This is a genomic window from Phenylobacterium sp., from assembly GCF_036821595.1.
Lineage (GTDB): Bacteria > Pseudomonadota > Alphaproteobacteria > Caulobacterales > Caulobacteraceae > Phenylobacterium.
On sequence record NZ_DAISJG010000001.1, the window covers coordinates 204623 to 218146 of the forward strand.

16 protein-coding genes are annotated in these 13524 nt (G+C 73.2%); 5 read left to right on the top strand and 11 right to left on the bottom strand.

The genetic code is table 11. The features are described from left to right. Positions 1–85: 85 nt before the first annotated feature. Positions 86–487 carry a PaaI family thioesterase gene (locus V7Z97_RS01050; RefSeq protein WP_334160814.1) on the top strand — a complete coding sequence of 134 codons (402 nt, stop codon included), beginning with the start codon at positions 86–88 and terminating at the stop codon, positions 485–487. On the opposite strand, the gene V7Z97_RS01055 is transcribed toward V7Z97_RS01050, so the two are convergent. The 4 genes from V7Z97_RS01055 to leuB form a co-directional block, all read right to left on the bottom strand. After that, positions 484–942 carry a hypothetical protein gene (locus V7Z97_RS01055; protein ID WP_334160816.1) on the bottom strand — a complete coding sequence of 153 codons (459 nt, stop codon included), beginning with the start codon at positions 940–942 and terminating at the stop codon, positions 484–486. The genes V7Z97_RS01050 and V7Z97_RS01055 overlap by 4 nt on opposite strands. Beyond that, positions 939–1517 (bottom strand): response regulator, encoded by a 579-nt coding sequence (locus tag V7Z97_RS01060; protein ID WP_334160817.1) that lies wholly within the window; start codon positions 1515–1517, stop codon positions 939–941. The genes V7Z97_RS01055 and V7Z97_RS01060 overlap by 4 nt, the downstream gene beginning before the upstream one ends. A 141-nt stretch (positions 1518–1658) precedes the next feature. After that, the gene (locus tag V7Z97_RS01065; protein ID WP_334160819.1) at positions 1659–2066 is read right to left on the bottom strand and encodes an EVE domain-containing protein; all 408 of its coding nucleotides are present in this window, start codon (positions 2064–2066) and stop codon (positions 1659–1661) included. 26 nt (positions 2067–2092) lie between these two features. Continuing rightward, entirely contained in the window at positions 2093–3145 is a 1053-nt protein-coding gene (gene leuB / locus V7Z97_RS01070; protein WP_334160820.1) for a 3-isopropylmalate dehydrogenase, read from the bottom strand. A 199-nt stretch (positions 3146–3344) separates the two neighbouring features. Between leuB and V7Z97_RS01075 the strand changes: the two genes are divergently transcribed. Next, positions 3345–3899 carry a hypothetical protein gene (locus V7Z97_RS01075; protein WP_334160821.1) on the top strand — a complete coding sequence of 185 codons (555 nt, stop codon included), beginning with the start codon at positions 3345–3347 and terminating at the stop codon, positions 3897–3899. Positions 3900–3930: 31 nt separating this feature from the next. Here V7Z97_RS01075 and V7Z97_RS01080 read toward each other — a convergent pair whose 3' ends face one another. From V7Z97_RS01080 to leuC, 5 genes are read right to left on the bottom strand one after another with little or no spacing between them, the layout of a single operon-like run. Then, positions 3931–4233 (bottom strand): putative quinol monooxygenase, encoded by a 303-nt coding sequence (locus tag V7Z97_RS01080; protein WP_334160822.1) that lies wholly within the window; start codon positions 4231–4233, stop codon positions 3931–3933. Continuing rightward, positions 4230–4841 (bottom strand): 3-isopropylmalate dehydratase small subunit, encoded by a 612-nt coding sequence (gene leuD, locus V7Z97_RS01085; protein ID WP_334160823.1) that lies wholly within the window; start codon positions 4839–4841, stop codon positions 4230–4232. The genes V7Z97_RS01080 and leuD overlap by 4 nt, the downstream gene beginning before the upstream one ends. Next, positions 4841–5689 carry a hypothetical protein gene (locus V7Z97_RS01090; RefSeq protein ID WP_334160825.1) on the bottom strand — a complete coding sequence of 283 codons (849 nt, stop codon included), beginning with the start codon at positions 5687–5689 and terminating at the stop codon, positions 4841–4843. Before V7Z97_RS01090 ends, leuD begins: the two co-directional genes overlap by 1 nt. Further along, positions 5686–6420, bottom strand: a complete 735-nt coding sequence (locus tag V7Z97_RS01095; RefSeq protein WP_334160826.1) for a VOC family protein — start codon at positions 6418–6420, stop codon at positions 5686–5688. Before V7Z97_RS01095 ends, V7Z97_RS01090 begins: the two co-directional genes overlap by 4 nt. Continuing rightward, positions 6417–7847, bottom strand: a complete 1431-nt coding sequence (leuC, locus tag V7Z97_RS01100; RefSeq protein WP_334160938.1) for a 3-isopropylmalate dehydratase large subunit — start codon at positions 7845–7847, stop codon at positions 6417–6419. Before leuC ends, V7Z97_RS01095 begins: the two co-directional genes overlap by 4 nt. Before the next feature lie 128 nt (positions 7848–7975). Between leuC and V7Z97_RS01105 the strand changes: the two genes are divergently transcribed. Next, complete coding sequence (locus V7Z97_RS01105) at positions 7976–8878, top strand: LysR family transcriptional regulator (RefSeq protein WP_334160828.1); 903 nt, start codon at positions 7976–7978, stop codon at positions 8876–8878. Here V7Z97_RS01105 and V7Z97_RS01110 read toward each other — a convergent pair. Next, positions 8875–9711, bottom strand: a complete 837-nt coding sequence (locus V7Z97_RS01110) for a thioesterase family protein (protein ID WP_334160829.1) — start codon at positions 9709–9711, stop codon at positions 8875–8877. The genes V7Z97_RS01105 and V7Z97_RS01110 overlap by 4 nt on opposite strands. A gap of 90 nt (positions 9712–9801) precedes the next feature. On the opposite strand from V7Z97_RS01110, the gene V7Z97_RS01115 reads away from it, so the two are divergent. Next, on the top strand, positions 9802–10197 hold the full coding sequence (locus tag V7Z97_RS01115; protein ID WP_334160830.1) for a GFA family protein: 396 nt from the start codon (positions 9802–9804) through the stop codon (positions 10195–10197). On the opposite strand, the gene mutS is transcribed toward V7Z97_RS01115, so the two are convergent. Then, entirely contained in the window at positions 10194–12872 is a 2679-nt protein-coding gene (gene mutS / locus V7Z97_RS01120) for a DNA mismatch repair protein MutS (protein WP_334160832.1), read from the bottom strand. The two genes, V7Z97_RS01115 and mutS, sit on opposite strands and share 4 nt — an antisense overlap. Positions 12873–12978: 106 nt before the next feature. Between mutS and V7Z97_RS01125 the strand changes: the two genes are divergently transcribed. Next, positions 12979–13524 (top strand): GNAT family N-acetyltransferase, encoded by a 546-nt coding sequence (locus V7Z97_RS01125; protein WP_334160833.1) that lies wholly within the window; start codon positions 12979–12981, stop codon positions 13522–13524.

Here is a 13524-nt window from a genome sequence, read left to right on the forward strand (position 1 = left end):
GCGGATTGTCCGTGCAGGCGCGGTGCAGCCCTCGCAAGGCCCGGAAGGGCCGTTATGGTGCGGGGGATACGGGAGGAGCCGCGCCATGTCCGAAGCCGTGATCACCGAGACCGGGATGCCGTTCGCCAACCTGATGGGCGTGGAGATCCTGGAGCGGTCGAAGGACCGGGTGCGCGGCCGCCTGGTGGTGCGCGAGGACCTCTGCACGGCCGGCGGCATCCTGCACGGCGGCGCCTACATGGCCTTCGCCGACGCTCTGGGGGCCATCGCCGGTTTCATGAACCTGCCGCCCGGCGCGCGGACCACGACCCTGGAATCCAAGACCAACTTCCTGGGCTCGGCGAAGGTCGGAACGGAGGTGTTCGGCGAGGCGACGCCGCTGCACGTCGGCCGCCGCTCCAGCGTCTGGCAGACCCGCATCACCGCGCCCGAGGGCCGGCTGCTGGCGCTGGTCGTGCAGACCCAGATGACCATCGAGACCGCCTAGGCGGCGTAGCGGGCGCTCACCTTGCGCAGGCCGTCGACCACGGCCGCGGCCCCCGGCTGGTCGCCCATGACCATCAGCATCCGCCACGCCTGCACGTGCACCGCGATGGCGTCGCGGTCGTAGCGGCGGGCGGTGCGCAGGTGGTCCAGCAGGTCGCATAGGCTGGTCAGCGCCAGGTCGACCGCCGGAACGAGGCAGACCTCGCCGCCGCCGATGCCGCGCACCGCGACCGCGTAGAGGTCGGCGAGCTGCTGGTCGTCGAAGTCCCGGCCCATGGCCTCGAACCGGGCTTCGGTGAGCTCCAGCAGGGCCTGCAGCTCGGCCAGGCAGGTGGGACGGATCGTCTCGAGGTTCGCCTGGGCGCGCTCCAGCGCCTCGGCGACCGGCAGGCCCCCGGGCGTCTTCAGGAGCTTGGCCAGTCGCGGCTTGGGGAAGACGAACCGCACGTTGGTCATGACGCAAGCCTGGGCTGCAGTCCTGCGTCCGCCTCGCCGTCCACCAGGACGGGGTCCGCGGGCTGGTCATCGCGCCGGCGGCCGGCGCCGGCGGGCGGGGCGTGGTCTCGGAACCGGCGGTCGGGGCCGACATAGTCGCCCGAGAACAGGAACGGCCGGCCCTCCTTGGCCACCCAGATGATCCGCTCCAGCATGACGATCGGAGCGAAGGGCTTCTTGACGATGATGTGCCCCCCGCAGTCGCGGGCCCGGACCACGTCGGTGGCGGGGGTGTGGGCGGTGGTGATGATCACCGGCGTGTAGCAGTTGGGCTCCTGGCAGCTCGTGCGCATCCATTTCACGAAGTCGTAGCCCATACCCGACGGGGCCATGCCGTCGATGATCGCCAGGTCGATCTCGTGCTTGGTGGCCGCCTCCTGGGCCATGTCGACGTTGCTGCAGCGGTAGAGCTTCTTGGCGCCCAGGCCGGTGACGATCTGCACGAGGATCGCCATTCCCATGGTCGTGTCGTCGAGGAGCAGGACGGAGGCGTCCTCGAGGTTGTAGCGGGACCGTGAGGCAGGATCGAGCGCCATGGGTGCGTGGGTCCGTCGGCTGCTACGGCTGAGCTCCGGGGGCCATGCTTGCCCGACGCGGTTAACGGAGCCTTTCCGTCGCAACGATAAGCCGGCGAACCTCATGGCCGCGGCCGCAAATCCCTGTCCTCGGGGAGGGGCCTATTCCCCCGCCATCCTCAGGATCGCCGCCCACTCCGCCTCGGTGACCGGCGAGACCGAGAGCCGCGACTGGCGGACCATGGCCATCTCGGACAGCGCCGGCTCGGCCTTCATCTGCGCCAGGCTCACCGGCGCCTTCAGCAGCCGGACGGGCTCGAGCTCCACGGCCACGAACCGGCCCGAGGGGTCGCCCGGGTCCGGAAAGGCTTCCTTCGAAACCCGCGCGATCCCCACCACCGCCAAGCCCTCCTGGGAGTGGTAGAAAAGGACCTCGTCTCCGGCCCTCATGGCCTTCAGGTGCAGGGCCGCGGCGTTGTTGCGTACGCCGTCCCAGACGGTGCGGCCGTCCCGCCGCAGGTCCGCGAAGCTGTAGGTATTGGGCTCCGACTTCACGAGCCAGTGGGCCATGGTCCCCTCTCCATGCCTTCGACGGTCTAGAGGGCCGCGACCACCGCGTCGCCCATCGCCGCCGTGGACAGCTTACCGCCAAGGTCCGGCGTCCGCGCGCCCCCCTCCAGCGCCCGGGTCACCGCGGCGAACAGCCGGTCGGCGAGGTCCGCCCGGTCCAGGGACCAGCGCAGGGCCATCTCGAAGGACAGGATCGCCGCCAGCGGGTTGGCGATCCCCTGGCCGGTGATGTCGGGCGCCGAGCCGTGGATCGGCTCGTAGAGCCCCGGTGTCCCCGGCGCGCCGAGCGCCGCCGACGGCAGCATGCCGAGCGAGCCGGTGAGCTGGGCCGCGGCGTCCGAGAGGATGTCGCCGAACAGGTTGTCGGTGACCATGACGTCGAACTGCTTGGGGTTCTTGACGATCTGCATGGCCGCGTTGTCGGCCAGGATGTGCTCCAGGGTGACGCCGCTGAACTCGCGCCTGTGCAGGTCGGTGACCACCTCGCGCCAGAGCAGGCCGGAATCCATCACGTTGGACTTCTCGGCGCTGGTCACCTTGTTGCGCCGGCCGCGCGCCAGCTCGAAGGCCACGCGCGCCACCCGCTCGATCTCCGCAGTGGTGTAGACCTGGGTGTCCACCGCCCGCTTGCCGCCGCCGGGCAGGTCCTCGATGTAGCGCGGCTCGCCGAAGTAGATGCCGCCGGTCAGCTCGCGGACGATCATGAAGTCGAGGCCCTCCACCACCTCGCGCTTCAACGAGGAGGCGTCGGCCAGCGGCTGGAAACACAGGGCGGGGCGCAGGTTGGCGAACACCCCCATGCCGGCGCGCAGCGCCAGCAGCCCCGCCTCCGGCCGCTTGTCGCGCGGGACGCCGGCCCACTTCGGTCCGCCCACGGCGCCCATCAGCACGGCGCGGGCGGCCCGGGCGGCGGCCAGGGTCTCGTCGGTCAGGGGAACGCCGAACAGGTCGTAGCTCTTGCCGCCGAACGGCCGCTCGTCCAGCGAGAGGTGCGGCGCGAGCGCTCCGGCCACCTTGCGGACCTCGGCCGTCACCTCGGGCCCGATGCCGTCGCCGGGCAGGAGAAGCAGGTCGGTCACGGTCGGTCCCCCGGAGCTTGGTCTTAGGTTCGGTGGCGACCTCCTAGGCGAAGAGCGGCCGCGCGCAAAGGCGTAAGCGGCCCCGCTCAGGCCACGGCGGGGCCGTTTTGTCGCCCCAACTGGCGGTCAAGTCTCGCGGCGCAGTCGGTGGGGACCACTGGGCGACCAAGGGAGACGGTCGCCGAACGGAGGATTACTCATGACGCGAACCCTTACCGCAATCGTGGCCATGGCGGGCGGTCTGGCGCTGGCTGCGCCTGCGGCGGCCCAGATCAGCCTGGGCGGCGGCGGCCAGGTGGGCGGCCAGATCGGCGCCACGACGGGAGCCCTCGGCGGCGTGACCAGCGGGGTGACGGGCACGGTCGGCTCCACGGTGCGCGGTTCGACCCGGATCGCCCAGGACACCGCCCAGGACACTACCCGCACCGCCCGCGGCGCGGCCAAGCCCGCCAAGGACAAGGCGAAGGCCAAGGCTTCGGAAACCGCGGGGACGGCGCGTGACGCGGCCGGCACGGCCACCCAGGCGGCCGGCTCGGCGGCGGACGAGGCGGCCAGCTCCGGCGCCGCGGCCTCCGGCGCGCTCGGCGCGACCGGCGGCGCCACGGCCAGTCCGTCGGGCGCGAGCGCCGGCACGTCCGGCAGCGCCGCAGGCTCTGTGGGGGCGCAGGCGGGCGACGCCACCGGCGCCTCCGCGGGCGCGACCGCCAGCGGCGGCGTGGACGCCGAGGTGAAGACCGAGGACCCGCCCCGCTAAGGCCGGGAATGCGCGCCGCCGGGCGTTCCCGTCAGAGGGGACGCTCGGCGGCGACATCGTAGATGCTGAGCCTGCGGTCGGAGACCCCGTGCCCGACGCCGGCCGCCCGCCATTCGGCCAGGTGGGCGGTCGCGAAGTGGGCGTCCAGCGCCGCCTGGTCGCGCCAGGCCTCGAACACCCGCACCAAGCCGGGCTCCAGCACGTCGAAGGCATAGGAATAGGTGAGGCAGCCGTCCTCGGCCCGGCTCTTCGCCAGCATGGTCTCCATGTGCGGCCGGAACCGCTCCACGGCCTCCGGCGGCAGGCGGAACGTACCTGCGATCAGGACGGTCACGCGTCCTCCGTCCAGGGCTGGGCGAGCGCCCGCTTCATCTCGAAGAGGTCGATGGCGTCCGCCTTCTGCAGGGTCTCGCCGATCGCATCGAGGCCCTTCAGCATCTTCTCCTTGCGCTGCGGGTCGATCTCGAAGCGGAAGCTGGCGCCCGACGGCGAGGTGACCGTCTGGGTCTCCAGGTCGACGCTGACCACGTGATTGCCGCCGCGCGCCTCGTCCATCAGCTGCTGCACCTCGTCGGCCTTCAGCACCACGGGCAAGAGGCCGTTCTGGAAGCAGTTGTTGTAGAAGATGTCCGCGAAGCTGGTGGAGACCACGCAGCGGATCCCGAAGTCCATCAGCGCCCAGGGCGCGTGCTCGCGGCTCGAGCCGCAGCCGAAGTTGTCGCCGGTGACCAGCACGCCCGCGCCCCGGTACTCCGGCCGGTTCAGCACGAAGTCCGGCTTCTCGCGGCCCTGCTCGTCGAAGCGGAAGTCGTAGAACAGGCCCTTCGCCAGCCCCTCGCGCTCCACGGTCTTGAGGAACTGCTTGGGGATGATCTGGTCGGTGTCGATGTTGGCCAGCGGCAGCGGCGCGGCCTTGGCGTCAAGGCGGGTGAAGGCTTCCATCAGCGGGGCTCCGGAAGGGATTGGGTGATGACCCAGCGGTCCGACACGCGGTGCGTATCGGAGCCGGCGGTCAGGTCGCAGACGGTGCGGGCCGCCAGCCCGGTGGGCAGGTCGATCTCGTAACGGCAGGTGTCCTCGAACCCGGTGGTGAAGGCCGGCATCTCCCGGGCGAGCCGTTCGGCCCGGGTGGGATCGATCTTGCGGGCCATGGCGAGCGCCTGCTCGACGCTTTCCCGGATGGCGGCGGGCTCGACGGTCTGGCGCCAGACGATCACCGCCCGCCCGGCCTGCGGATCGTGCGACTCCAGCATGAAGGCGCCCTGGCCCTTCACCGGCCCCACGGGGCCGGGCAGGGTGGGGGCGTAGGTCTGCGGCTTGCCGGGGACGAGCGGATGGCTCTGGCCGCGGCTCACCAGGGCGAGCTCGGGCGCGATCCGGGCCATGGCCGCGGCGTCCGTGCGCCAGGCGGGACCCTTGGCGCTCTCCGGCTCGAGCCCGGCCTGGATCGTCCGCACGGCCTTGGGATCGACGAAGCTCATCGGCTTTAGCTGGAAGTCCACCTCCACCGTGACCGGACCCGGAAAGGCGTGGGCCGCCGCCAGGTCCGGCGCGGCGCCGGGGCCCGCCTCGGCCTTCACCGGCGTGATCGTCAGCTCGTCGTTGCCGGTGAGCCCGCCCTTTCGCCAGCGGAGCTGGCGCTCGGTGCGCAGGGACCAGCCGGCGGACGCGCCGTCGCGCTGCTCGGTGTGGGTCCGCTCGGCCGTGACCGTCCAGGTCGCGCCGTCCTTCAGGCGCACCTCCATGGGGACCGCCTTCACCGCGGCCGCGAGGATCAGGGCCTCGATCATCCGACCCCCGCCTGCGGGCTGGGTTGCAGCATCAGGGTGGGGACGCCACCGGGCGCGTCGCGGACGGTGAAGACCTGGGTGCCGGGCTTGCGGCCGGTGCGCAGCTCCGAGACGTCGAAGCCGGCGGCGGCCATGCGGGCCCGGGCGGCCGCGGGGTCGCCCACCCGCCAGGCGAGGCCGCCGAACCGGTCGGGGGCGTCGGAGACCGGCGCCTTCAGGCTGGCGCCCACCTCCACCACCGCCCCGCCGCAGCGGAAGAACAGCTGGCGCGCGCCCCACTGGGCGTTCTCGCGGTCGAGCCGCAGGTCCAGGCCGAGCTTGGCGCCGAACACGGCGAGCGCCCGGTCGGGGTTGGCCGTGTGGACGACCACATGGTCGAGGGCGTCGACCGGTCCCTCGGCGGTGGCGGGGGACGGGGGACTGCCGGCCGCCTCGCCCAGCCGAAAAGTCAGGCCGGCGGCCCGCACCACGGTCTCGCCGTCGCCGGGCGTGACGTCGAGGCCCCGCCGGGCGAGCAGCCGGGTCGCCTCCGCGAGGTCCTCGACCCGGAAGGCGAGCGCCGACAGGCCCTCGTCCTCACCGGGCGTGACCTGCAGGTCGGCGTTCGGGAAGCGGAACGCGGCGCGCCGGCCGCTCAGCTCCGGCTCGCGCGCGAACAGCCGGCGATAGCCGTCGACCGCGGCGTCGAAGTCGCGGACGGCGACGGCGACGTGGTCGAGGCCGGTGATCACCCGAGGAAGTCCCGCACGTCGGCGATGTGGCCGGCGATGGCGGCGGCCGCGGCCATGGGCGGGCTCATCAGGTGGGTGCGCCCGCCGCGGCCCTGGCGGCCCTCGAAGTTGCGGTTGGAGGTGGACGCGCAGCGCTCGCCCGGCTGCAGGCGGTCGGGGTTCATGCCCAGGCACATGGAGCAGCCCGGCTCGCGCCACTCGAAGCCGGCGGCCTTGAAGATCGCGTCCAGCCCCTCGGCCTCGGCCTGTTCCTTCACCAGCCCGGAGCCCGGCACCACCATGGCGCGCACATGCGGCGCCACGAGGCGGCCGTGGACGAAGGCGTGCTGCACCACCTGGGCGGCGGCCCGCAGGTCCTCGATGCGGCTGTTGGTGCACGAGCCGATGAACACCACGTCGACCTTCGCCTCGGTGATCGGCTGGCCGGCCGTGAGCCCCATGTAGGCCAGCGCCCGCTCGGCCGCGGCGCGCTTGTCGGGGGTCGGGAAGGACGCCGGGTCCGGCGCGCGGTCGGTCACCGCGATCACGTCCTCGGGACTGGTGCCCCAGGTGACCAGGGGCGCGATCTTCGCGGCGTCGAGCACGATCTCCCGGTCGAAGACGGCGTCCTCGTCGGTGAAGAAGGTCTTCCAGTACTCCAGGGCCATCTCCCAGGCGCCGCCCTTGGGCGCGGCCGGGCGGCCCTTCATGTAGTCGAAGGTCGTCTGGTCCGGCGCCACCAGGCCCGCCCGGGCGCCGGCCTCGATGGTCAGGTTGCAGAGCGTCATGCGGCCTTCCATGGAGAGGCCGCGGACCGCGGAGCCCGCATATTCGATGACGTAGCCGGTGCCGCCGGCGGTGCCGATCTCGCCGATCACCGCCAGGGCGAAGTCCTTGGCGCCGACCCCGGGGGCCGGCTCGCCCTCGATGCGGACGCGGAAGTTCTTCGCCTTCTTCTGGCGCAGCGTCTGGGTGGCCAGCACATGCTCCACCTCGGACGTGCCGATGCCGTGGGCCAGCGCCCCGAACGCCCCGTGGGTGGAGGTGTGGCTGTCGCCGCAGACGATGGTCATGCCCGGCTGGGTGCGGCCCTGCTCGGGACCGACCACGTGGACGATGCCGTTGCGGATGTCGCCCATCGGGAAGAACTCGATGCCGTTGTCGGCGACGTTGCGGGCCAGGGTCTGCAGCTGCAGGCGGGCCTCCTCGTCGGCCACCGCGCCGACCCCCAGCTCCTGGTTCTCGGTCGGCACATTGTGGTCGGCGACGGCGAGCGTGCGGTCGGGGCGGCGCACCTTGCGGCCCTCCGCGCGGAGGCCGGCGAAGGCCTGCGGCGTGGTCACCTCGTGGATCAGGTGCAGGTCGATGTAGAGGATCGCCTCCTCGCCGTCCGCTTGGTCGACGACGTGGGCGTCCCAGATCTTGTCGTAAAGGGTCTTGCCGGGCATGGCGGCCATGTAGGTCTGCGGATGCGCGCACGTCTAGTGCTGCGTCGCCGCATTAGCGGTGCGGTTGCAGCAATTTTCTTGCGCAGCTCGCCCGGGCATCCGCTTCGCGCGGCGGCGGGAGATGCGCTATGCATGTCCGCATGGCCTCCTACGCCGACTGGGACCTTCTGCAGAGCCTGCACGCCGTACTGGAGGCCGGCAGCCTGTCGGCGGCGGCCAAGTCCCGGCGGCTGACCCAGCCGACGCTCGGCCGCCACATCGACCAGCTGGAGCGCCAGCTCGGCGCGCCCCTGTTCCTACGCAGCCCGCGCGGCATCCAGCCCACCGACCTGGCGCTTTCGCTCAAGCCGCACCTGGCCGACATGGCCGCCGCCGCCGGCGCGGCCATGCGCGACGCATCGGGTGCGGCCGACAGCACGGGCGGCGTGGTCCGCGTCACCGCCTCGGAGATCATGGGCATCGAGGTGCTGCCGGTGGTGCTCGCCCGCTTCCGCCGGGCCCATCCGGCGATCGACGTGGAGCTGGTGACCTCCAACCGCAACGAGGACCTCTCGCGGCGCGACGCCGACATCGCCGTGCGCATGGCCCGCCCGACCCAGAACAACCTCGTGGCCCGCAAGGTCGGGGAGGTGGCCTTCGGCTTCTACGCCACGCCCGACTACGTCGCCCTGGCCGGGACGCCGTCCAGCCTCGACGACCTCGGGAGCCACACCCTGATCGGCTACGACAGCCGTCCGCCCTCGGTGCCCGGCGGCATCGACATCGGCCGGCCGATCACCCGCGACCTCTTCGCCCTGCGCACCGACAACGACGCCGCCCAGCTCGCCGCGCTGAAGGCCGGCTTCGGCATCGGGGTCTGCCAGCACCAGATCGCCCGCCGCAACGGCTTGGTCCAGGTCCTGCCCGGAACCTTCCAGTTCAAGCTCGACGTGTGGATCTGCATGCACGAGAACCTGAAGGGCAGCCGTCGCATGCGCCTGATGTTCGACCATCTGGCCAGCGAGCTGGGCGAGGTCTGCGCCCAGGGCTAACGCCTCGGGGTATGCAGCAGGTTGGAGCCGCCGGTGGCCACCAGCCGCCCGTCCTCGGCCCACAGCCGGCTGTGGCCGTGGATCAGGCCCGCCCGGGCGGTGTCGGCGACGCCGTCCACCAGCAGCCACTCGGCCGCCCCCGGCGGGTCGTGGAACCACACCGTCAGGTCGAGGCTCGGGGCGATGTAGTCCGGCGCCTCGGGCAGCCCGCGGTGGTGGGTCGGCCAGATCAGGGTGTCGAGCAGGATCACCGCCCGGCCGAAGTCCAGGAAAGGGTCCGCTCCCGGCTCGAATCCGCGGAAGCGGAACCACTCCGAGAGCTGGGCGGGACCCGGCTGGCGCGGCCCGTCGAACGGCTGCCACCTCAGGGGCTTGCCGTCGAAGTTGCTCCAGAAGACGTGCGGCGGCGGGGCCTGGTCGCCGTAGTGGCGCCGCGCATGCTCCTCGTAGGTCAGGAGCGTCTCGTGCCCGGGAGCGTCGGGCATCGCCGCCTCTGCCGTGACCGGGCCGTCGGTGCGGCTGGTGGTCCAGACCTGGGCCTGCAGGAACACCTTCCCCGCCTGGACGAGCTCGACGTTGACCAGCCAGGCGCTGCGCCCCTGCTTCACCGGGCTCACCCGGCACTCGGTCTCGCCGAAGCCGCCGACGCCCACGTACTGCACGCTCAGCGTCGCCGGCCGGTGGCCGTCCGGGACCACGGCGCCGGCCGCGCGCAGGGCGACGGCGGAGACATAGCCGCCGTTCGGGCCCCAGATCTCCCAGTCCCGCGACAGCTCGGCCACCAGGCGCTCGCCGTCGCGGCGGACCGCGGTGTCCAGATGCAGCGCGCCCATGCTCACCTCCCCCGAAGCGAACCGCGTACGTAGGCAAGCGTCGCCGTGCGCGCTAGGTCTGGGAGAACACAGGTCGTCGGGATTCCGGCCATGGCGGACTACACCGGGCGCTGCCTCTGCGGGCAGGTGAGCTGGCGGGCGACCGCCGAGCCCGCGAACGTGCGCGTCTGCCACTGCCGGCTCTGCCAGCGGGCGACCGGGGCGCCGTTCTTCGCCCGGGCGATCTTCCTCGCCGAGGATATCGCGCACGAGGGCGAGACCACCCGCTGGCCCTCGTCGGACCGGCTCGACCGGCTGTCCTGCGCCCGCTGCGGCACGCCGATGTTTGCGGCGCCGAAGGACCCGCCCGCGCGCCTCGGCGTCGCGCTCGCCACCCTCGACGACCCCGCCGCCCTGCGCCCGGAGATGCACATCTGGTTCAGCGCCAGACTGCCGTGGGTCAGCCTCCACGACGGCCTGCCGCAACATCCGGAGCGCGCGCCCTAGGTCAGCAGGCCCTTGAGCTTGTAGAGGGCGTCCATGGCCTCGCGCGGGCTCATTCCGTCGGGGTCGAGGGCCTTCAGGGCCTCCTCGACGGGGCTGGGGCCGGCGCGGTCGGCGGAGGAGGCCTCGGCCGCGGCGGCGAAGAGCGGCAGGTCCTCGAGGTGGGCGGGGGCGCCGGCCTCGCGCTCCAGACGCTCCAGCACGTCCTTGGCCCGGGCGACCACCGCGGGCGGCACGCCGGCCAGCTTGGCCACCTGCACGCCGTAGGAGCGGTCGGCAGGCCCGGGACCCGCCTCGTGCAGGAAGATCAGGTCGCCGTTCCATTCCTTGGCGCGCAGGCTGAGGTTGGCGACATAGGCCAGCCTTCCCTCCAGCACGGCGAGCTCGTGGTAGTGGGTGGCGAACAACGCCCGGCAGCGGTTCACCTCGTGCAGGGCCTCGGCGCAGGCCCAGGCGATGGCCAGGCCGTCGTAGGTGGCCGTGCCGCGGCCGATCTCGTCGAGGATCACCAGGCTGCGCGGGGTCGCCTGGGTGAGGATGGCGGCGGTCTCGACCATCTCCAGCATGAAGGTGGAGCGGCCGCGGGCCAGGTCGTCGCCGGCCCCCACGCGGCTGAACAGCCGGTCGACGACGCCGAGCCGCAGGCGCTTCGCCGGCACGAAGCAGCCGGCCTGGGCGAGGACGGCCAGGAGCGCGTTCTGGCGCAGGAAGGTCGACTTGCCGGCCATGTTCGGGCCGGTGACGATGGACAGCCGCGGGCCGCCGGCCCCCGCCCCGTCGAGGCGGCAGTCGTTGGGGGTGAAGGCCTCGCCGGCCCGGCGGACGGCGGTCTCCACCACCGGGTGGCGGGCGGCCTCGGCCTCAAAGGCGGTGGAGCGGTCCACGACCGGGCGGACCGCGCCCACGTCGTCGGCCCATTCGGCGCAGGCCGCGGCCACGTCCAGGCGGGCGGCGGCCTCGGCGGCGGCCTGGATCGCGGGCGCGACCTCGCGGGCCGCCTCGCGCCAGGCCTCGAAGGTCTCCAGCTCGATCGCCAGCGCCCGCTCGGCGGCCTGGGCGATCTTCGCGTCCAGCTCGGCCAGCTCGACGGTGGTGAAGCGGACCTGGTTGGCGAGCGTCTGGCGGTGGATGAAGGTGGCGTTCAGCGGCGCGGCCATCAGCGGCTCGGCGGCCTTGGCGGTGGTCTCCACGAAATAGCCGAGGACGGCGTTGTGGCGGACCTTGAGCGCCACGCCGCTCTCTTGGGCGAGGCGGGCCTCCAGCTGGGCGATCACCCGGCGGCTGTCGTCGCGCAGGGCGCGGGCCCGGTCGAGCTCGGGACGGACGCCGGCGGCGACGAAGCCGCCGTCGCGGGCGAGCGCCGGGAGGTCCGCGCCGAGGCCGGCGCAGAGCAGGTCGCGGAAGGCCAGAAGGTCGGCGTGCAGGTCCGGGTTGAGCGCGGCCAGGGCGCCGGCGATCTCGCCCGGCGGATTGACCAGCGGGTCGCGGGTCTGGGCGAAGAGGGCGACGACGGCTTCCGCGGCCACCAGGCCGTCGCGCAGGCAGCCGAGGTCGCGCGGACCGCCGCGTCCGAGCGCCAGGCGGGAGAGCGCGCGGGCCATGTCGCCCAGCCCCTTGAGCTGGTCGCGCAGGCGCTGGCGCTGGCCGCGCTGCTCGCAGAACCAGGCCACCGCGTCGAGGCGGGCGTCGATGGCGGCGGGGTCGAGCAGCGGGCGGGCGAGCCGGGCGGCGAGCAGGCGCGCGCCGGGCGCCGTCACCGTGCGGTCGATGGCCGACAGCAGCGAGCCATCGCGGCCGCCGGACTGGGCCCTTTCGATCTCCAGGCTGGCGCGCGTCGCCGGGTCGATGGCCATGACGTCGGTCTCGCCCGCCCGGCGGGGCGCCGAGAGGGCCGGCAGGCGGCCGGCCTGGGTGGTCTCCAGGTGGGCGGCGATCAGGCCCAGCGCCGAGACCTCGGCGCCGGTCAGGGTCCCGAAGCCGTCGAGGGTCTCTACGCCATAGAGGCGCTTCAGGCGGGCCTCCGAGGCGGCGGGCTCGGCGAGCGCCTGGGGGAGCGGCTGGACGAAGCCGCCCGCGGCCTTCAGCGCCTGGTTCACCGCCTCGTCGGAGAACAGGCGGTCCGGCACCAGGATCTCGGAGGGGCCGAGGGCGGCGAGCGCCGAGGCCAGGCCCGAGACGCCCGTCGCCAGCACCTCGACCTCGCCGGTGGAGAGCTCCACCGAGGCGACGGCGGCGGAGCCTGCCCGCACCGCCACCGCGGCCAGGCGGTTGGCCCCACGGGCGTCCAGCAGGCCGTCCTCGGTCAGGGTGCCGGGTGTGACCACGCGGACGACGTCGCGGCGCACCACCGACTTGGAGCCCCGCTTCTTCGCCTCGGCGGGATCCTCCATCTGCTCGCAGAGCGCCACCTTGAATCCGGCGCGGACCAGCTTGGCGAGATAGGCCTCCATGGCGTGGGCCGGGACCCCGGCCATGGGGATGGGGGCGCCGGCGTGCTGGCCGCGGGCCGTCAACGTGATGCCCAGGGCGGCGGCCGCCTTCTGGGCGTCCTCGAAGAACAGCTCGTAGAAGTCGCCCATGCGGAAGAACACGAGGGCGTCCGGCTGGCGGGCCTTGGCCTCGAAGAACTGCGCCATGACCGGCGAGGCGCCGGCGGCGGGATCGGGCGTTGCCGGCATCTGGGCGATTGGCGCGGGTGCGTTCATGGAACGGGGGACGCTAGCTTAACGAATCACTAATCGGGAGCCCTTGACCGTGCGCCCCTTGGTCCCAAGCTGTGGATGGATGACGCAGGCCCGTGGAGCGTCCGCCGCCCTGATCTTCCCGCCCGGCCCGGCCGACGCGGAGGCGCTGGCCCACGTCCATGTCGCGAGCTGGCGCGAGACCTACAGGGGCCTGCTGCCCGACGCCTTCCTGGCGCGGATGAGCGAGCCGGGGTTCGCCCGCCGGTTCCGCCGCGACCTGACCCGGCCGGACGGGCCGCTGACGCTGGCCGCCGCCGACCGCTTCGGCCTGGTGGGCTACGCCTCGGGCGGGCCGTCGCGGCGCGGGATCGAGGGGGAGGCGGAAATCGCCGTGCTCTATGTGCTGCGCCCGTCCCAGGGCCGCGGCGTCGGCCGCGAGCTGCTTACCCGGACGGCGCGGGCGCTGCGCGAACAGGGTGCCCGCTCGCTGCTGATCTCGGTGCTGCGGGAGAACTTCCACGCCCGCGGCTTCTACGAGCACCTGGGCGGCGTCGCTGAGCCGGCGCGGCGGGAGCCCGGCCCGGGCGGGACGCTGCTCTGGGAAGTGGCGTACCGGTGGCCGGATATCCGCGATGTGACGGGGTAG

Coding starts and splice junctions, on each gene's coding strand:
- V7Z97_RS01075 (WP_334160821.1), top strand. CDS start 3,345: ATGACGCGAACCCTTACCGCAATCGTGGCCATGGCGGGCGGTCTGGCG.
- leuC (WP_334160938.1), bottom strand. CDS start 7,847: ATGCCCGGCAAGACCCTTTACGACAAGATCTGGGACGCCCACGTCGTC.
- mutS (WP_334160832.1), bottom strand. CDS start 12,872: ATGCCGGCAACGCCCGATCCCGCCGCCGGCGCCTCGCCGGTCATGGCG.
- V7Z97_RS01105 (WP_334160828.1), top strand. CDS start 7,976: ATGCATGTCCGCATGGCCTCCTACGCCGACTGGGACCTTCTGCAGAGC.
- V7Z97_RS01110 (WP_334160829.1), bottom strand. CDS start 9,711: ATGGGCGCGCTGCATCTGGACACCGCGGTCCGCCGCGACGGCGAGCGC.
- V7Z97_RS01115 (WP_334160830.1), top strand. CDS start 9,802: ATGGCGGACTACACCGGGCGCTGCCTCTGCGGGCAGGTGAGCTGGCGG.
- V7Z97_RS01090 (WP_334160825.1), bottom strand. CDS start 5,689: ATGATCGAGGCCCTGATCCTCGCGGCCGCGGTGAAGGCGGTCCCCATG.
- V7Z97_RS01065 (WP_334160819.1), bottom strand. CDS start 2,066: ATGGCCCACTGGCTCGTGAAGTCGGAGCCCAATACCTACAGCTTCGCG.
- V7Z97_RS01125 (WP_334160833.1), top strand. CDS start 12,979: ATGACGCAGGCCCGTGGAGCGTCCGCCGCCCTGATCTTCCCGCCCGGC.
- leuD (WP_334160823.1), bottom strand. CDS start 4,841: ATGGAAGCCTTCACCCGCCTTGACGCCAAGGCCGCGCCGCTGCCGCTG.
- V7Z97_RS01055 (WP_334160816.1), bottom strand. CDS start 942: ATGACCAACGTGCGGTTCGTCTTCCCCAAGCCGCGACTGGCCAAGCTC.
- V7Z97_RS01060 (WP_334160817.1), bottom strand. CDS start 1,517: ATGGCGCTCGATCCTGCCTCACGGTCCCGCTACAACCTCGAGGACGCC.
- V7Z97_RS01050 (WP_334160814.1), top strand. CDS start 86: ATGTCCGAAGCCGTGATCACCGAGACCGGGATGCCGTTCGCCAACCTG.